Annotated in this window: 15 protein-coding genes and 1 pseudogene; 7 read left to right on the top strand and 9 right to left on the bottom strand. The window is 70.2% G+C overall.

Annotation, left to right across the window (positions count from 1 at the left end):
* Positions 1 to 39: 39 nt before the first annotated feature.
* The 6 genes from OIE13_RS14920 (at position 40) to OIE13_RS14895 (ending at position 6,757) form a co-directional block, all read left to right on the top strand.
* Entirely contained in the window at positions 40 to 2,151 is a 2,112-nt protein-coding gene (locus OIE13_RS14920; protein ID WP_326830144.1) for a HelD family protein, read from the top strand.
* Between the two features lie 581 nt (positions 2,152 to 2,732).
* Complete coding sequence (lnt, locus tag OIE13_RS14915; protein ID WP_326639269.1) at positions 2,733 to 4,418, top strand: apolipoprotein N-acyltransferase; 1,686 nt, start codon at positions 2,733 to 2,735, stop codon at positions 4,416 to 4,418.
* Entirely contained in the window at positions 4,418 to 5,170 is a 753-nt protein-coding gene (locus OIE13_RS14910; RefSeq protein WP_326830143.1) for a polyprenol monophosphomannose synthase, read from the top strand. The genes lnt and OIE13_RS14910 overlap by 1 nt, the downstream gene beginning before the upstream one ends.
* 130 nt (positions 5,171 to 5,300) lie before the next feature.
* Positions 5,301 to 5,873, top strand: coding sequence for an FxsA family protein (locus OIE13_RS14905; protein WP_326830142.1), 573 nt, complete (start codon positions 5,301 to 5,303; stop codon positions 5,871 to 5,873).
* A gap of 45 nt (positions 5,874 to 5,918) precedes the next feature.
* Positions 5,919 to 6,419: a GNAT family N-acetyltransferase gene (locus OIE13_RS14900; RefSeq protein WP_326639274.1), complete on the top strand. Its 501-nt coding sequence runs from the start codon at positions 5,919 to 5,921 to the stop codon at positions 6,417 to 6,419.
* Positions 6,416 to 6,757, top strand: a complete 342-nt coding sequence (locus OIE13_RS14895) for a zinc ribbon domain-containing protein (protein WP_442811576.1) — start codon at positions 6,416 to 6,418, stop codon at positions 6,755 to 6,757. Before OIE13_RS14900 ends, OIE13_RS14895 begins: the two co-directional genes overlap by 4 nt.
* Positions 6,758 to 6,829: 72 nt before the next feature.
* Here the strand turns inward: OIE13_RS14895 and OIE13_RS14890 are convergent, their stop codons facing one another.
* The 4 genes and pseudogenes from OIE13_RS14890 to OIE13_RS14875 form a co-directional block, all read right to left on the bottom strand.
* Positions 6,830 to 7,654, bottom strand: coding sequence for an isocitrate lyase/PEP mutase family protein (locus OIE13_RS14890; protein ID WP_326830141.1), 825 nt, complete (start codon positions 7,652 to 7,654; stop codon positions 6,830 to 6,832).
* A gap of 206 nt (positions 7,655 to 7,860) precedes the next feature.
* Positions 7,861 to 8,205: an RNA polymerase-binding protein RbpA gene (locus OIE13_RS14885; RefSeq protein ID WP_030904469.1), complete on the bottom strand. Its 345-nt coding sequence runs from the start codon at positions 8,203 to 8,205 to the stop codon at positions 7,861 to 7,863.
* Positions 8,206 to 8,353: 148 nt separating this feature from the next.
* Positions 8,354 to 9,730: pseudogene (locus OIE13_RS14880) on the bottom strand (MFS transporter); the annotation flags it as partial.
* Between the two features lie 217 nt (positions 9,731 to 9,947).
* On the bottom strand, positions 9,948 to 10,745 hold the full coding sequence (locus OIE13_RS14875; RefSeq protein WP_326830140.1) for a glycerophosphodiester phosphodiesterase: 798 nt from the start codon (positions 10,743 to 10,745) through the stop codon (positions 9,948 to 9,950).
* Positions 10,746 to 10,986: 241 nt separating this feature from the next.
* Between OIE13_RS14875 and qcrB the strand changes: the two genes are divergently transcribed.
* Entirely contained in the window at positions 10,987 to 12,681 is a 1,695-nt protein-coding gene (qcrB, locus tag OIE13_RS14870) for a cytochrome bc1 complex cytochrome b subunit (protein WP_326830139.1), read from the top strand.
* Positions 12,682 to 12,686: 5 nt separating this feature from the next.
* On the opposite strand, the gene OIE13_RS14865 is transcribed toward qcrB, so the two are convergent.
* From OIE13_RS14865 to OIE13_RS14845, 5 genes are all read right to left on the bottom strand, one after another.
* Entirely contained in the window at positions 12,687 to 13,244 is a 558-nt protein-coding gene (locus OIE13_RS14865) for a TrmH family RNA methyltransferase (protein WP_326639283.1), read from the bottom strand.
* 66 nt (positions 13,245 to 13,310) lie between these two features.
* Positions 13,311 to 13,925, bottom strand: coding sequence for a class I SAM-dependent methyltransferase (locus OIE13_RS14860; protein ID WP_326639285.1), 615 nt, complete (start codon positions 13,923 to 13,925; stop codon positions 13,311 to 13,313).
* 32 nt (positions 13,926 to 13,957) lie between these two features.
* Positions 13,958 to 14,905, bottom strand: coding sequence for a VWA domain-containing protein (locus tag OIE13_RS14855; protein WP_326639287.1), 948 nt, complete (start codon positions 14,903 to 14,905; stop codon positions 13,958 to 13,960).
* Positions 14,902 to 15,804: a DUF58 domain-containing protein gene (locus OIE13_RS14850; RefSeq protein WP_442811577.1), complete on the bottom strand. Its 903-nt coding sequence runs from the start codon at positions 15,802 to 15,804 to the stop codon at positions 14,902 to 14,904. Before OIE13_RS14850 ends, OIE13_RS14855 begins: the two co-directional genes overlap by 4 nt.
* Positions 15,805 to 16,055: 251 nt before the next feature.
* Positions 16,056 to 17,060 (bottom strand): AAA family ATPase, encoded by a 1,005-nt coding sequence (locus OIE13_RS14845; RefSeq protein WP_326639289.1) that lies wholly within the window; start codon positions 17,058 to 17,060, stop codon positions 16,056 to 16,058.
* Positions 17,061 to 17,267 lie beyond the last annotated feature (207 nt).

The raw sequence follows: 17,267 nt of genomic DNA, 5'->3' as shown, positions 1-17,267 counted from the left end.
ACGCACCAGAACCGCTCCGAGCGCGACACCTTCGCCGGGATGTACGCCGAGCGTCTGGGCCGTCTGTGGGCTGTCGAGAACGGCCTGTGCTTCGGCAGACTCGACAACGCCGACGACACCTCCCTCTACATCGGCCGCATCGGCATGGCCGACGACGACCAGCGTCGGCTGCTGATCGACTGGCGTGCCCCGGTCGCCCAGCCCTTCTACGGTGCCACCCCCGCGGTCTCGATGGGCGTCACCCGCCGCCGCCACCTGCAGACCAAGGGCCGCAGGGTGATCGGGATCGACGACGACCTCCTGGACCTCGACAACCTCACGGACGAGGACGTGGCCACCCTCAACGGGGAGGCCGCCCTGCTGGCCTCCCTGGCCGCCCGGCGCACCGGACGGATGCGCGACATCGTGGCCACCATCCAGTCGGAGCAGGACCGCATCATCCGCTCGGACCTGGGCGGGGTGCTGGTCGTGCAGGGCGGTCCCGGCACGGGAAAGACCGTGGTCGCGCTGCACCGCGCCGCCTACCTGCTCTACACCCACCGGGAGAAGCTGGCCCGCAGGGGTGTGCTCATACTCGGGCCGAACCTGACGTTCCTGCGCTACATCGAGCAGGTGCTGCCCTCCCTGGGGGAGACCGACGTGCTGTTGTCGACGGTCTCCGAGCTTTACCCGGGGGTCGTCCCCGGGCGCAGGGAGCGTCCCGAGGTGGCGGGGCTCAAGGGTGACTCCCGGATGGGCCAGGTCATCGCACGGGCCGTGCGCGAGCGGCAGCGGGTGCCGCGTAAGCCGATCGAGATCCGCCTCGACCGCTACACCCTCAGGCTGGAGGGCAACGTCCTGGAGGCCGCGCGGAGCAGGGCGGCCCGCTCCAAGCGGGCGCACAACGAGGCCCGCTCGATCTTCGTCCGCCACCTGCTCAACGCGCTCGCCCGCCAGGCCGCCAGGCAGCTGGGCAAGGGGATGATCGACGACGACGAGCTGGCCGACATCCGCGAGGACCTCCGTACCGAGCGCCCCGTCAAGGCGGCCCTGAACCGCCTGTGGCCCTACGTCACGCCACAGCAGCTCCTGATCGGGCTGTTCACCTCCCGCGAGCGCCTCGACCACGCCGCCGCCGAGTTCGGCGAGGCCGAGCGGGAGCTGATGCTGCGCGAGCCGCCCCGCAAGGGGGAGAACTGGTGGGCCGAGTCCGACGTGCCGCTCCTGGACGAGGCCGCCGAACTGCTCGGCGACATCGACCCCGCGGTGCTGCGGGCCGGAGCCTGGATGGCCGAGGAGGAGCAGGCCGCGCAGCGCGCCGCCGCGCTCGACGAGCGGCAGCACCAGCTCGCCTACGCCAAGGAGGTCCTGGAGCTGACCGGGCTGTCCGACATCATGGACGCCGAGAGGTTCGCCGCTCGCCACCTCGGCGACGACGTCTTCCTGACCACCGCCGAGCGCGCCGCGGCCGACCGCGGCTGGGCATTCGGCCATGTCATCGTCGACGAGGCGCAGGAGCTGTCGCCGATGGACTGGCGAATGCTGATGCGACGCTGCCCGACGCGGTCGATGACGATCGTCGGCGACCTGGCCCAGACCGGATCCTCGGCCGGGGCGCGCTCCTGGGGCCGGGTCCTCGACCCCTACGTGGCCGGGCGCTGGCGCGAGGAGACCCTCAGCGTCAACTACCGCACCCCGGCGGAGCTGATGGCCGTGGCCGCCGACGTGCTCACCCTGGTCGATCCGGCGCTGAGCGCCCCGGCCTCGGTCAGGGAGACCGGGGCGCACCCGTGGGCGGTCTCCCCGACGGCCTCCCTCGGAGACGTCGTCAAGGCCGAGGGCGTCGAGGGTGGGCGACTTGTCGTGATCGTCCCCGAGTCGCGCGCGCGGGAGTTCGGAGAGGCGGTGGTCCGTTCCGTCGACGGCGCGGTCGCCGGTCCGGGGGCCGCGGCCCTGGACGCACAGGTGGCGGTGCTGACCGTCGCCGAGGCCAAGGGGCTGGAGTTCGACGCGGTCATCGTGGTCGAACCGGAGTCGATCCTGGGCGAGTCCCCGCGCGGGGCCAGCGACCTTTACGTGGCGTTGACCCGCGCGACCCAGCGGCTTGGCGTCGTGCACGACGGTCCGCTTCCCGATGCCCTCGCTCGACTTGAGAGACATCGGATCACATGAGACCATTGGCGGCTCTCGTCGATCATGTCCCAGCTGCGAAAACTTGATGTTTCCGCTGTTAGTGACACGGTTGACATCTGCGCTGGGCTCGGTAGTTTGCTGCCCAGTCCAGCACGGGACTGGCCGGTCGGCCGCCTTTCGACATCGCCGTTTCCTGCGCCCGTGACGGGGGTGACCCCGTCCGTTCAGCCAGACGCAGGGCCGGCAGTCCGTCGAGGCGGGGCACTCCTTCCGGGCGGGGGGTTGGACCCAGGAGGGGTCCGGGCACCCAGTAGACAACGGCAATCCGCGCTCGCCGCCGACGGGACGGAACCGGTCCGAAGGGTTGCCCGGGCTCTCTTCCCGCTCCCGTGCGAGCGCCGCAAGCGTCGGGGCGGTCCGGGGTGTCGAAAGGACACCCCGGACCGCCCCGTTGCCGTGACCGGGGCCGCTCTGGTGGTTTTGCTGGTTTCAGGGCTCTTTGCTGAGCTTCTGGAGAATATGTCAGGGAACTTTTTGGGGGCGTGCCCACTGGGCGGTAGCGTTCGGGCTAGGAGGACCGGGCGTCGCCGGCCCGTACGACATGGCAAGGAGCCCCGCCCGTGGTGCAGGAGAAGACGGCCGCCCCGGTGCCGGAGGTGTCCGTGACGGACGGCTCGTCCAGTGAGACGGCCCCGCCTCCCCCCTCCCGCCTGGAACTGCCCGCCCGCGTCGCGGGTGCGGTGATCGGCGGCCTGCTGATGTTCCTCGCCTTCCCACCGCTCGGGCTCTGGTTCCTCGCGCCGCTCGGCATGGCCTCGGCGATCCTGGCGGTGCACGGCACCCGCCCGCGCCGTGGCGCGTGGCTGGGCCTCCTGGCCGGGCTCGCCCTGCTGCTGCCCGGCCTGCACTGGGTGAGCCCGATCGGCATCGATGCCTGGCTGGGGCTGGTCGCCATGGAGAGCGCCTTCTACGCCGCCTGGGGTGCCGGGGCCGCCCTGGTGGCCAGGCTGCGCCTGTGGCCGCTGTGGGGCGCCGCGCTCTGGGTGGCGGCCGAGTGGGCCAGGGGCCGGTTCCCCTTCGGCGGGTTCCCCTGGGCGCGGGTGGCCTTCAGCCAGGGTGAGTCGTTCTTCACCCCGTACGCGGCACTCGGCGGGGCACCGCTGGTGAGCTTCGCGGTGGCCCTGTGCGGCGGCCTGCTCGCCTCGGCTGTGTCGCGGTCGTTTCCGGCTCGGCTCGCGTCCCGGGCCCCGCGCACGTCTTCGACCCCGGCCGGGTCCCGGGTCCCGCGCTGGGGACGGGCCGTCGCGTGGCCGCTCGCCGGAGCGCTGGCCGTGCCGGCCGGGGCCCTGGCCGTCCCCCGGTACGGCGACGAGGGCAGGAACGTGATCGTCGGCGTCATCCAGGGCAACGTCCCCGGCCGGGGCATGCACCCGCTGGGCGACGAGCCGGCCGTGGTGCTCGGCAACCACACCCGGATGCTCCACCAGATGGCGCGGGACGTCAGGGAGGGCAGGACTCCCCGGCCCGACCTGGTCGTGCTGCCGGAGAACTCCACGGACATCGACCCGCTGCGCAGTGAGTTCGCCAGGAACGAGATCGACGCGGCGGTCAAGGACGTCGGGGTACCCGTCCTGGTCGGCGCGGTGGTCGGGATCGGGAAGGACAAGCGGGCGACCCGCAGCCTGGTCTGGGACCCGGTCACCGGGCCAGGCGCCCACTACGACAAGCAGCAACTGGTCCCCTTCGGGGAGTACACCCCGCTCAAGGACCTCGTGCTGACCCTGTTCGAACGCGCGTCACTGGTCGGCAAGCAGTCGGTGCCGGGCACCCGCGACGGCGACCTCCGGCTGGGACCGGTGACCATCGGCGCGATCAACTGCTACGAGGTGGCCTTCGACGGCATCGTGGGCGACACCGCCAGGACGGGCGCCTCGCCGCTGGTGGTGCAGACCAACAACGCCACGTACGCGCTGACCAACCTGCCGCCGCAGCAGCTCGCCATGTCCCAGCTGCGGGCCGTGGAGCACAATCGGGCGGTGATCACTTCCGCAATTACTGGTATATCGGCATACGTGACCCCCAGCGGCTCGATCGCCTGGCGCACCGGGGAACTGGTGCCCGCCATGAACGTCCTGACCGTCCCGGTCAGGACCGCGCAAACCATCGCCACACGCGTGGGCGCGCTGCCCGAATGGGCCTTGATACTTGTGGGTGCGGGCGCGCTGGCCGCCGCCTGGCGGCGCCGGACGCATGGCGTGGGGCACCCCGTGATCCGGAAAGGCGATCAGCAGGTGGGAGACGCGTGATGGAGCGGATGCTTGGTCGGGTGCTCGTCATCGTCCCGACGTACAACGAGCGGGAGAACCTGCCGGTGATCACCCGGCGGTTGCGCGAGACCGTGCCCGAGGCGCACCTCCTGGTCGTCGACGACGACAGCCCCGACGGCACGGGGGCGGTCGCCGACAAGCTGGTGGCCGACGACGACCACGTCCACGTGCTGCACCGGCCAGGAGGCAAGCAGGGCCTGGGTGCGGCCTACATCGCGGGTTTCCGCTGGGGTCTGGGGGAGGGCTTCGGCATCCTCGTGGAGATGGACGCCGACGGCTCCCACCGGCCGGAGGAACTGCCCAAGCTGCTGGACATGCTGGTCGACGGGGCCGACCTGGCGATCGGCTCCCGGTGGGTGCTCGGTGGCAAGGTCGTCAACTGGCCGGCCTCGCGGGAGCTCCTGTCGCGCGGCGCCAACCTCTACACCCGGTTCATGCTCGGCCTTCCGGTCCGCGACGCCACCGCGGGGTTCCGTGCCTACCGTGCCGCCACCCTGGAGAAGATCGGCCTGGACGACGTCGAGTCGCAGGGCTACTGCTTCCAGGTGGACCTGACCCTGCGCACGGTCCGCAACGGGCTGCGCGTCACCGAGGTGCCGATCACCTTCGTGGATCGCACCATCGGGGCCAGCAAGATGGGCCGCGGCGTCGTGGTCGAAGCCTTCTGGCGGGTCGCCGCCTGGGGTGTCATGGGCCTGCCCGCGCGGCTGCGCCGCCGCCGTGGTCGCTGACCTCCGGGGTACGGCGAGAGCGTGCTCCCGAGACTCCGCCGAGGACGCGTCCACGCTGAGCGAACGTGGAACGCGCGGCCGCTCCGCGGCGTTGTCATGTCATACGGCTGTCGCATGAGTTGAGGCAAAGATGCGCTTTCTGCTGGTCCTGACCTTCCTTGTAGTGCCGGTCCTTGAGATGTTGGTGCTCATTCAGGTCGGTCAGGTCATCGGTGGCTGGCCGACGCTGGCCCTCCTGCTCGCCGGCGGCCTGCTCGGTTCCTGGATCGTGCGCCGCGAGGGCCGCCGGGCCTGGCGTAACCTCCAGAGCGCGCTGCAGACCGGGCGGATGCCCGACCGCGAGCTCGCCGGCGGCGGCCTGATCATTGTGGGTGGCACGTTGCTGCTCATCCCCGGATTCCTCTCCGACGTGCTGGGTGTCCTGTGCCTGCTGCCCTTCACCCGGCCGATGGTCCGCAGGCTCGGAGCCTGGTTCTTCGCCCGCCGGGTCCGCACCGTCATGGCCAGGAACGCGGCGGGCGCCGGGCTCGGTTCGCCGTTCGGCGGCGACGGCTCGCCCTTCGACGTGTTGCGCGACGCCGGGAGGTCGCCCGGCTCGGGTCCGGTGCTGCACGGGGAGGTCATCCGTGACGAGCCGGCCGCCCCCGGTGGTGCCGGAGCCCCTGACGGTGCCGTCGGCCCCCGAGGCCTCACCGATCGCTGAACGCGGCCAGACGGCGCGGAGACGGAGCGAGGGAGAGGGACTGTTATGACCGCGTTCGCGGAGGGAACCGGCCTGGCCACGGTCAGGTCCGTTCCCTGGGACGACGACGCGGCCGTGGCGCTGCGCCAGGCCATGACCGAGGAGATGCACGCTCGCTACGCCGATCTGCTCGCCGCCACTCCCGACCTGCTGCCCCGGGGCATGGACGTCGAGCCCGAGACTGTCGCCTACACCGGGATCGCGTACTCGGCGGAGGGCCTTCCCGTCGGGCACGTGGCGCTGCGCAGACTCGGCGAAGAGCTGGAGCTCAAGCGGATGTTCGTGGCACCCTCGCACCGGGGCACCCACGTGGCGCGCGCCCTGCTGGCCGCGGCCGAGGACGCGGCCCGCGCGCTGGGCGCGCCCCGGATCGTCCTGCAGACCGGCGACCGCCAGCCGGACGCGGTGAGGCTGTACGAGAGGGAGGGCTACGCCCCTGTCCCGATCTTTCCTCCGTACGAGCGGCTCGCGGGCTCCCACTGCTTCGAGAAGCCTCTGTCAGCTTGATCCGCCCTGTTCCTGAATTTCCCAACGGAGTCCTGAAGGCCCGAGGTTCCTCGCAAGCACTGCACTCCTGGGCTTTCCACCAGCTCGGGGCCTTCCTTGAGTACAAAGCGCGGCGGGCGGGCGTCCCGCTGGTGCGCGTTGATCCGGCCTGCACCAGTCAGGAATGCGCCGACTGCCACCACATCGAGAAGAACAACCGGGTCAACCAGGCCCTCTTCGTCTGCCGGAACTGCGGGGTCGTTGCCCACGCCGACCGGAATGCCTCCCGCAACATCGCCGCACGCGGCGAGGCTGCGTGGATTGCGGGGCGTGAGTCACGCGTCCCAGCCACCCCATAGGTGGTCTGGACGGAGGAGGCCACACCACAGCCAGTGGTGCCCTACCTCCAAGCCTGGTCCTTTAGGGCCGGGTCAAGTTGACAGGGCGGGGAAGTAGGGGCTCTCGCCGTCCCGGATAGCGGTGAGCATCCGGGCCGTGTACGCCTGCACGGCCCCGTGCAGACCGTGTCCGAAGCTCACCCGGGCCACCCCGAGGGAGGCCAGTTCGCCGAGCGACGGCGTACCTGGACGGAACAGGATGTTGATCGGCCCCCCGATCCGCTCGGCCAGTGCGCGGATGGCCTCGGCCTCGGCCGCGAAGATCGGGTAGACGCAGTCGGCACCCGCCTCCAGGTAGCTGCGGCCCCGCCGCACCGATTCGGCCAGTCGCTCCCCGGCGTCTCCCGTGCCGTGCATGTAGGTGTCGACCCGGGCGTTGATCACCAGGTCCACGCCGGCGTCGACCGCGGCGGATCGGACGGCACCGAGGAAGGCGGCCTGCTCGCCGGCGTCGATCATCGCGCCCGTATGAGGGTCGGAGTCCTCCAGGTTGCAGCCGGAAGCCCCGGCGGCGGCGAGCCGTTCGACCAGTTCGGCGGGCTCCAGTCCGTAGCCGCGTTCCATGTCGGCGGTGACGGGCAGACCGACCGAGCGGCTGATCCTGGCGATCGCGGCCAGCATCTCCTCGACCGGTGTCTCCTCACCGTCGTCGTACCCGAGCACCGGGGCGACGGCGGCGCTGCCGGTGGCGATCACCGGGAACCCCGCGGCCTCGACGGCGCGCGCCGACGCGGCGTCCCAGACGTTGGGCACCACCAGCGGGCGGCCCGGCACGTGCAGCGCCCGCAGCGCCGCGGCTTTCTCACCGGCCGTCGTCAAGGTGGTGCCGGTGGTTCCTTTGCTGGTCTGACTGGTCATGGGAGTGACCTTAGGCAGAAAATGGACCGACCCCAAGGACCAATTCCGCATCAATCAGTTGAGCCACTTCCAGTTGAGCCACTTCGCGTCCCGGTCGCCGCCGGGACAGGTCACCACCGGGCAGATCGTCATCGGGACAGCAGGGAAGACGGAGACCTTCGGCCCCCTTGTGAAGGGGGCCGAAGGTCTCCGTCTCTTCGAATCGGTCAGGCGCTCTTGCGGCGCTGGGCGCGTAAAATCGCCAGGCGCTCGTTGAGCACCTCCTCCAGGTCCTCGATCGTGCGGCGCTCCAGCAGCATGTCCCAGTGCGTCCGTGGGGGCTTGGCCTTCTTGGCCTCCGGCACCTCGCCGTCCACCCGGAGGGCGGTCGCGCCGCACATGCGGCACTCCCAGGTCGCCGGGATCTCGGCCTCAGCGGCAAGCGGAACGTCGAATCGATGGCCCTTCGGGCAGGTGTAGGACACCTCCTGGCGCGGGGCCAGATCGGTGTTACGGTCGTTCTCGTAGCTGGTCGCCCCGAGCCGGGTACCGCGTAGCGCACGCTCGCCCATGTCTGAATGCCTCCTGAGGGCCCCGTCGTGAGGGGTTCATCTCCCACGGCGTACAACGCTTGATACCGTGTGTGGATTCCCACAGACAGGGTGATCCAATCGCACGTTCTTGACCCGGTCTGTGAAGGAACCCTTTTCCGGGGCGTTCTCAGAGGCGTTCCGGCACCTGGTTTCCGGCCGCTCTGATGGCCTTGGGCAGGTCGATGAGGGCGAGCAGCACGAAACCGAGCACGAAGAAGATCACCAAAGAGATGATGCCCAGCCGGTAGCTGTCGGTCAGTTGGAGCGCCAGGCCGAGGGTGAACGAGCCGAGGAACGTCGATCCCTTGTCGCTGATCTCGTACAGGCTGTAGTACTCTGCCTCCTTGCCTCGCGGGATCACGTGTGAGAACAGCGACCGCGACAGTGCCTGCGTCCCGCCCATCACGATCGCGATGGCGAACCCCAGCGCGAAGAACGGTCCCGCCGACCCCTTGGGCAGGAAGTAGGCCACGGCCACCACGGCGACCCAGGCGATCAGCGCGACCATCACGACCCGCTTGGCCCCGTACGAGGCGGCGAGCCGGCCTAGCAGTAGTGCCCCGAAGAAGGCCACGAACTGCACCATCAGGATCGCCGCGATCCGCACCTCCTGGTCCAGCCCGAGTTCCTTGTCGGCGTAGGTGGCCGAGAAGGAGATGACGGTCTGCACGCCGTCGTTGTAGATGAGGTAGGCGACCAGGAAGCCCAGGGTCAGCGGGTAGCGCCGTAGCTCCCTGATGGTGCGGCCCAGTTGGCGGAAGCTGCCCGTCACGGCCTGGCCGGCTGTCTCGGCGCCGGAGGCGAGCGCCCGCCGGTTGCGCAGCCGCAGCAGCGGGATGATCGTGAACCCGCCCCACCACAGGCCCGCCGAGGCCAGGGCGATGCGCACGGCCTCGCCCTCGGTGACGCCGAAGGACTTGTGGTTGAGGAAGAGCGCCAGGTGGAAGGCGAGCAGCAGGCCGCCGCCGAGATAGCCGAACCCCCATCCCTGGGCGGAGACCTTGTCGCGCTCGTCCGGCGTGGCGATCTCCGGCAGGAATGAGTTGTAGATCACGAACGCGGCGGCGAAGGCGAGGTTGGCCACCAGGAACAGCGCGCCGCCCAGCAGGTAGCGTCCGTCGGCGACGAACCAGAAGCAGAGGGTGGCGCCGGCGCCGAGGTAGGCGAACAGCCCCATGAGCTCCTTCTTGCGGCCGGTGTGGTCGGCCAGGGCACCCGCGACGGGCATCAGGATGATCTGCAGGATGGCCGCGCTGCCCACCACGAAGGAGTAGTAGGCGCTGGGCCGCACGTCGAACCCGAGCACGTCCACGTAGGGGCGCCCCTGGGCGGCGGTCTCCGCGATCGTCGTCAGGTAGGGGCCGAGGAAGACCGTCAGGACCGTGGTGGGAAAGGCGGAGTTCGCCCAGTCGTAGAAGTACCAGCCACGCTGTTCGCGACGGCGGGCCTGGGGGGTTTCCTCGACGACCTGTTCGGAGGTCATGGGGGTCCTCGGTTCGCTGGGGGGCGGGGGAACGGGGCGCTTACGTCGTCATGCGCTTACGTCGCCACAAGACGGAACGCGCGTGGCGGCCGGGCCGGTGCTCTCGCGGGGCCGCGCGTGTTCCGGCGGTCAGGCGCCCGCGCGCCGTTCATGTCGTTCATGCGGTTCATGTCGTTCATACAGCTCATACAGCTCATGCGGCTCATGCGGCTCATACAGCTCATGCGGCTCATGCGGCTCATGCGGCGAGACGGCCGGGGTGCCACTGGCCACGGGCCTCCAGCACGTCGCGCAGCCCGGAGATGTTGTCGGTCATCAGGCCGTCCACACCCGCGTCGAGCAGGCGCTCCATCACCACGGTGTCGTTGACGGTCCACACGTGGACCTGCATGCCGAGCGCGTGCGCCGTGCGGACCAGGGCGGGCGTGGTGATACGCAGGCCACGGAAGCCCACCGGAACCTGCGCGCACGGCACCCCGGCGCGGGCCAGACGGGCGAGCAGCCGGCCGTACCCGGAGGTGGTGGCGGCGGCGCGCAGGGCCGCCACACCGCGCGGTCCGAGCGAGGAGCACACCTCGCGGCCGATCGCGGCACGGGCCCGGGCGAGTCGCTCCTCGGAGAAGGAGGTGAGGCAGATCCGGTCATGGGCGGCGGTCCGCCTCACCGTCTCGGCGAGCGGTGCGATGGCCGCCGCCTCCTTGACGTCGATGTTGAAGCGCGCCTCCGGCCACGAGCCCAGCAGGTCCTCCATCAGCGGGATCTCGTCGACGCCACCGATTCGCGCCTCGCGCACCAGCCGGTACGGCAGCTCGGCGATTCGTCCCCGGCGGTCGGTCACCCGGTCCAGCGTGTGGTCGTGGAAGGCCAGGAGCACTCCGTCGGAGGTGGTGTGCGCGTCGGTCTCCAGGTACGTGTAACCGAGCTCGACGGCTCGCTCGAAGGCGGCGAAGGTGTTCTCCCTGCCCTCGGCGGCCCCGCCGCGGTGGGCGAAGGCCAGCGGGGCGGGATGGTCGAGGAAGGCGTAACGACGCTGCACGTGCAGGAGTATGCCCCCTGTGAGCCGGGCTCGTCATCGCGAGCAGGTGAACATTTGGGTCACAAGACCCCGGAACGGAGCCGATCGGCGAGTCTTTGCCTCGGCTTGTTCACCGGCTTGTTCACCGCCATGGATGATGAGAAATACCTGGTCATCCACGGCAGACCTCGCCGTTTCACCTGGTTCTCGGTCCCCGGGAGCACGACATCGAGACCGAGGTCCACGAGAACGGAGGCCGCGCATGGGCACCGGGAACATTCCGAAATCCGTGGCGGGCGTCGGCGGTTTCGCCGACGACCGCCTTGGCGCGGCCTCCTTTCTCAAGCGCAACATGCGGAAGCTCTTCCCTGACCACTGGACGTTCCTGCTCGGTGAGATCCCGCTCTACTCGTTCATCGTCCTGCTGCTGACCGGGGTGTTCCTGACGTTCTTCTTCAGGCCCACCATGGGTGAGATCACCTACGACGGCTCCTACGGCCCGCTGCGGGGCGTCATGATGTCCGAGGCGTACGCCTCGACGTTGCGCATCAGCTTCGACGTGCGCGGTGGTCTGCTGATGCGCCAGATGCACCACTGGGCCGCCCTGCTGTTCGTCGCCGGGATGATGGTGCACATGCTCCGGATCTTCTTCATGGGCGCTTACCGCAAGCCCCGGGAGCTGAACTGGGTGATCGGCGTGCTGCTGCTGACGCTGGCCCTGGCCGAGGGGCTGACCGGCTACTCTCTGGCCGACGACCTGCTCTCCGGCGCCGCCCTGCGGATCACCGCGGGTGTGGCGATCTCGTTTCCGGTGGTCGGCACCTGGCTCACCTTCTTTCTCCTCGGCGGCGAGTATCCCGGTGAGGACGTCATCTCTCGCTTCTACTCGTTGCACATCCTGCTCATCCCGGGCGTCCTGCTGGCGCTCATCACCGCCCACATGATCCTGACGTGGGTGCTGAAGCACACGCAGATGCCGGGCAAGGGCCGCACCAACGAGAACGTGGTGGGCGCGCCGTTCTACCCGGCCTTCATGATCAAGTCGGGCGCCTACTTCATGTTCACGTTCGGCGTCACCGCGCTGCTGGGCGCCTTCGCCCAGATCAACCCGATCTGGCTGTTCGGTCCCTACACCCCGGCCGACATCTCGGCGGGCTCTCAGCCCGACTTCTACCTGGGCTTCCTCGAGGGCTCGCTCCGTCTGATGCCCGCCTGGGAGATCAATGTCCTGGGCTTCACGCTGCCGCTGAGCGTGCTGATCCCGGCGCTGCTGCCGATGGGCATCATCATGACGGGCCTGGCGCTGTATCCGTTCATCGAGCAGTGGGTCACCGGAGACCGCCGCGAGCACCACGTCGTGGACCGTCCCCGCAACAACCCGCACCGCACCTCGATCGGCGTAGCCGCGATCACGTTCTACGGGATCCTGTGGTTGATGGCCTCGAACGACGTGATCGCCGCGTTCTTCCACCTCTCGCTGAACACGCTGACCTACATCGGCCGCGTCATGATCTTCCTTGGGCCGACCCTGGCCTACTACATCACCTACCGGATCTGCCTGGGCCTGCAGCGCCGCGACGCCGCGCAGATCGGCCACGGCGTGGAGACCGGCGTGATCAAGCGGCGGCCGTTGGGCGACTACATCGAGGTGCACGTCCCGCCCAACGAGGGCATCGAGGCTCTCATCCGAGGCAAGAGGCCGATCCCGACGATCCCCGCGGCCGTCGAGGACAAGGAGGGGATCCCCGCGAACGGGAGGCACCGCCGGCTCGCCAGGCTTCGCGCCAGGATGAGCAGGATCTACGGAGGCGAGAAGGTCCCGCTCCACGGTGACCAGGGGCGCGACGGGCACAGGCAGGACGGGCAGGACGGGCAGGACGGGCGCGCGGCCATCGGATCGGGCACGGACTCGGGCACGGATTCGGGCGCGGATGAGGGCGGGCGCCCGTCCCCGTGACCGGCTCAGTCCTCCGGCAGCGCCTTGCCCGACCACTCCTGGCGGCGGGCCTCCGCCACCGCGATCGCCGCCGCGACCGAGACGTTGAACGAGCCGACCCGGCCCACCTGCGGGATGTAGCAGACGCCGTCGGCGGCCTCCAGCAGTGCGGGGGAGCAGCCGTGGTCCTCGCTGCCCACCACCAGGCACACGTCGCCGCCCAGCTTGGCCTCAGACAGGGGTACCGCGTCGCCGGTCAACTCCACCGCGACCACCGTGAACCCGTCGTCCCTGGCCGCCCGTACGGCCTCCAGGGCGGGCACCGGCTCCTCCCAGGCCACCAGGCGGTCGGTGCCCAGCGCGGTCTTCTGCGCCTTGGGGTTGGTCGGAGGGGTGGCGTTGCCCGCCAGCCAGATCCGCTCCACCCCGAAGGCGGCGGCCGTGCGGAAGATGGAACCGATGTTGAACGGGCCGGTCACCGACTCCAGGATCAGAGCGATCCGCCCTTCGGTGTTTCTCCGCCAGGTGCGGTTGAGGCGCTTGACATCGGTCGGGCGCAGCTGCCTGCGCGGGTTCGCAGTCATCGGTCGTTCACCGTTCCTCGTTCGTCTCTCGGGCGGTTCGTGTCCCGCACGCCGGGATGACCGTGCTCATCGCGGCGGGCCCGCCTGCGGCCCGGCCTCCACTCGGAGGATCCGGTACGCCGAGCGGGAGGCCACCCGCTCGGTGGGCCAGCCCCGCTCGTTCAGCCAGCGCTGCAGGGAGTCCGAGCCCAGGTGCTTCTGAACCACCAGGTGGGCGACGCCGTCGGGGGTGAGGCGTGACAGCCAGCGGGTCAGCATCTCGTGCATCGCGGTCTTGCCGATGCGGATCGCCGGATTGGACCAGATGGCGGAGAACCGCAGCTGGGGAGGAACCTCGTCGACATGCATCGACCTCACGTTGCCGAGGGAGGCGGACCTGGCGTTCCTGGCGCACAGCTCCACGGACCTGCGGTTGACGTCCACCGCCCAGACCGTCGCCTCCGGGGCGCGCGAGGCCATCGTCAGCGCGATCGGCCCGTAACCGCAGCCCAGGTCGAGCAGGTCGCCACCGGGCGGTGGAGGGGGCACGCTCTCCAGCAGGATCCGGGTGCCCACATCGACGCGCTCGGCGGAGAAGACCCCGCTGTCGGTCTCCAGCTTCAGATGAAGGTCGGGGAGCACGAGCGTGACCGAGCCGGGACGGCCGGCGGTCTCGGGACGCTCCTCGAAGTAATGTGCCACGTCGTAGAACGTTACCAACGGCCGGGACCGGTTCAGGGCAGCCGCGACCCCAGCAGCAGGGCCACCCCGGCGGTCACCAGCCCGGTCAGGATCGCCGTCACCACGAACCACTGGGTGACCTCCTGGTTGACCGTCCGGTAGCCCAGCGAGGTTCCGATCTGCTCGTACACCTCCCGCAACTGGCTGCCGGACTCCGCCTCGTAGGCCCGGCCGCCCGTGCCGTCCGACAGGGTTTGCAGGGTGGTCTTGTTCACCGGCACGTTCACGTCGCGCCCGTCGATCGAGACGGTGCCCTCCTGGGTGCCGTAGGCGATCGTGGAGACCGGCACGCGCGAGCTCATCGCCGACTCGATCGCCTCCGCCACCGAGCGGCCCGAGGTGTTGTCGCCGTCGGACAGCAGCACGATCGCCGCCGGCGGGGGATCGGTCACCGCCTGCTGGTCGAAGGAGCGCAACGAGTCCAGGGAGCTGAACACCGCCTCGCCGATCGCGGTGCCCGCACGGGTGCTCAGGTTGCCGAGGGAGGTCACCACCGCCTGGTGGTCGGTGGTGGGGGAGACCACGACGGAGGCGGAGCGGGCGAAGGCGACCAGCCCGACGTTGAAGCGTTCCGGCAGGTCCGCGACGAACTTCTGGGCCGCCTCCTTGGCCGCGGTGATCCGGTTCGGCCGGACGTCGTCGGACTCCATCGACAGCGAGACGTCCAGCGCGATGATGATCGTCGCGCGGTCGCGGGGAATCCGTACCGAATCGGCGGGACGGGCCGCGCCCACGATCAGCAGGCTCATCATGACGAGGAACAGCAGCGGGGCGACGTGTCGCCGCCAGCCGGGCCCCGAGGGGGCCACCAGCGTCAGCAGCGGCAGGTTGGTGAAGCGCAGCGCGTAGCGGCGCCGGGCGAACTGGGCGGCCACATAGCCCGCCACGAGCAGTGCCGGCGCGGCGAACAGCCACAGCCAGGCCGGAGAGAGGAAGGTCACCGTGTCGCTCCCGACCTCGGGTGCCGATGGGTCAGGTACGCCATGCGTCGCTGCCGCAGCACGAACTGGGCGATGTCGAAGATCCAGTCGCGGTCGGTGCGCAGCACCAGGTGGGCCACCCCGCAGCGGCGCAACGCCGTCTGGTTGGCCGCACGCTGCACGGCGGCGGCCTCCGCGTACGCCCGGCGGACCTTGGGCGTGAGCTGGATCTGGCGGCTCCGCCCCGACTCCGGGTCGGTCAGGTTGACCAGTCCGACCGCCGGTAGCTCCAGCTCGCGAGGGTCGATCACCTCGACGGCCAGTACCTGGTGGTGAGCGGCCAGCCGGCGGATCGGCCGCTCCCAGGGCAGCTCCAGGGTGGGGTCGAGAGTGGGTTCGGGGTCGAGGAAGTCGGAGACGATCACTCGCAGGCCGCGCCGCCGCCGTGCCGAGGCCAGCACCTCGATCGCCTCGGCCAGGTCGGGGGCGTCGGCGACGGCACGGCCCCTGGGGGCCTCCATCAGCGAGTGCAGCAGGCCGTACAGTGCCGGGCGGCCGCTTCTGGCGGGCATCCGGTGAACGTACTCGTCGTGCAGGACGTATGTGCCGAAGCGGTTTCCGATCCGGCCGGACAGGAAGCCGATCGCCCCGATGGCGGCCACGACCAGGTCCCGCTTCTCCATGCCGACGGTGCCGAAGTCCATGCTGGGCGACAGGTCCGCCAGCGCCCAGGTCTCCAGCTCCCGGTCGGCGACCAGGTCGCGTACGTGCGGGACGGTCGTGCGGGCGGTCACCGCCCAGTCCATTCGCCGGATGTCGTCCTCGCCCGGCACGTAGACCCGGCTGTCGCCGAACTCGCTTCCAGGACCGGGAAGGAGCCCCTGGTACGCGCCCTGCAGCAACCCGTCCAGGCGCCGCACGATGGTGAGCTCCAGCCGCCGTAGCGCCTGCTCGGCAGTGCCTATGGCGACGCTGCGCGTCGCGGTTCGGCCGCTGGGATCCGGCTCCTTCCCTCGTCGAGAGGGGTCGCTCGTTCCTCGCGACCCCTCTCTCCTCAGTCCAGTCGCCGGCGCGGCCTCACGGGGGTCCCTCGGGGTGGGCGGGGGCACGTCCCCACGGCGATCCTTGGAGTGGGTCATCGGCGTGTCCTGATGGGGCTCCTTGGGACCGGTCACCGGGGGCCCTGGTTCCAGACGACGAGGGGGGGTGGAACGGCGGCGAGGATCTGGCGGATCACGTCCTCGGGGTCGATCCCGTCGGCCAGGGCGTCGAAGGTGAGCATCAGCCGGTGGGACATCACGTCCACCGCCACGTCGCGGATGTCGTCGGGGAGCAGGTAGTCGCGGCCCCGCAGCAGCGCCAGGCCGCGCCCCGCGGAGACCAGGCCGAGAGTGGCCCGGGGGCTGACGCCGATCTCAATGTTCTCCTCCAAGTCGGCCAGGCCGTAGTCGGAGGGGGAGCGGGTGGCCATCACGAGCCTGACCACGTAGTCGGCGACGAGCTGGTGGACCGAGACCTGATCGGCCATCGACTGCAGCGCGGCCAGCCGCGCGGGGTCGAGCACCGCCCTGGGGGTCGGCGGCGTGACGCTCATCCGGTGCAGGATCTCCAGTTCCTCGTGGGCACTGGGATGGGTGACGCGAACCTTGAACAGGAACCGGTCGCGCTGGACCTCGGGGAGGGGGTAGACACCCTCGGACTCGATCGGGTTCTGGGTGGCCAGCACGATGAACGGCCTGGGCAGCGGGTGGGTCTCCCCGGCCAGGGTCACCTGCCGCTCGGCCATGACCTCCAGCAGCGCCGACTGCACCTTGGCCGGAGCCCGGTTGATCTCGTCGGCGAGCAGGAAGTTGACGAACACCGGGCCGAGCTCGACGTCGAAGGCCTCGCGGGAGGGGTGGTACACCCGGGTGCCCACGATGTCGCTGGGGACCAGGTCGGGGGTGAACTGGATGCGGGCGAAGACTCCGCCGACCACGGTGGCCAGGGTCGAGGCGGCCAGGGTCTTGGCCACTCCGGGCACACCCTCCAGCAGGCAGTGGCCGCGGGCGAGGAGTGCCACGAGCAATCGCTCCACCATGTGCTCCTGCCCGACGATGACCCGCCGGACCTCGGTCAGGGCGTCGCGCAGCAGTCCGGTGTCGATCTCGCTCGGCAGTTCTTCGGCGACGGTCATGTCGATATTCCATCACGTTCGGCAAGGGGACCGCCGGGTTGACCCGGCAGGTGAATCGCCTTCCCTGCCATGACTCCCGTGTTCGAAAGGGCCGGGGTCCGGCCGTCGCCCATCTCGGCAGAGGAAGGCGAGAAATCATTCCTCTCCGGAGGGGAGGGACTCACCAGAACGCGCTGTCGGCTCGCACGGTGTGCTTGATCTCGCAAC

This window comes from Streptosporangium sp. NBC_01810 (assembly GCF_035917355.1).
Lineage (GTDB): Bacteria > Actinomycetota > Actinomycetes > Streptosporangiales > Streptosporangiaceae > Streptosporangium.
The sequence above is the reverse complement of the archived record's forward strand: the minus strand, read 5'-3'. Positions and strand labels throughout refer to the sequence as shown.

Coding starts and splice junctions, on each gene's coding strand:
- OIE13_RS14890 (WP_326830141.1), bottom strand. CDS start 7,654: ATGACCAGTCAGACCAGCAAAGGAACCACCGGCACCACCTTGACGACG.
- OIE13_RS14845 (WP_326639289.1), bottom strand. CDS start 17,060: ATGACCGTCGCCGAAGAACTGCCGAGCGAGATCGACACCGGACTGCTG.
- OIE13_RS14910 (WP_326830143.1), top strand. CDS start 4,418: ATGGAGCGGATGCTTGGTCGGGTGCTCGTCATCGTCCCGACGTACAAC.
- OIE13_RS14920 (WP_326830144.1), top strand. CDS start 40: ATGTACGCCGAGCGTCTGGGCCGTCTGTGGGCTGTCGAGAACGGCCTG.
- OIE13_RS14885 (WP_030904469.1), bottom strand. CDS start 8,205: ATGGGCGAGCGTGCGCTACGCGGTACCCGGCTCGGGGCGACCAGCTAC.
- OIE13_RS14865 (WP_326639283.1), bottom strand. CDS start 13,244: ATGACTGCGAACCCGCGCAGGCAGCTGCGCCCGACCGATGTCAAGCGC.
- OIE13_RS14905 (WP_326830142.1), top strand. CDS start 5,301: ATGCGCTTTCTGCTGGTCCTGACCTTCCTTGTAGTGCCGGTCCTTGAG.
- OIE13_RS14900 (WP_326639274.1), top strand. CDS start 5,919: ATGACCGCGTTCGCGGAGGGAACCGGCCTGGCCACGGTCAGGTCCGTT.
- qcrB (WP_326830139.1), top strand. CDS start 10,987: ATGGGCACCGGGAACATTCCGAAATCCGTGGCGGGCGTCGGCGGTTTC.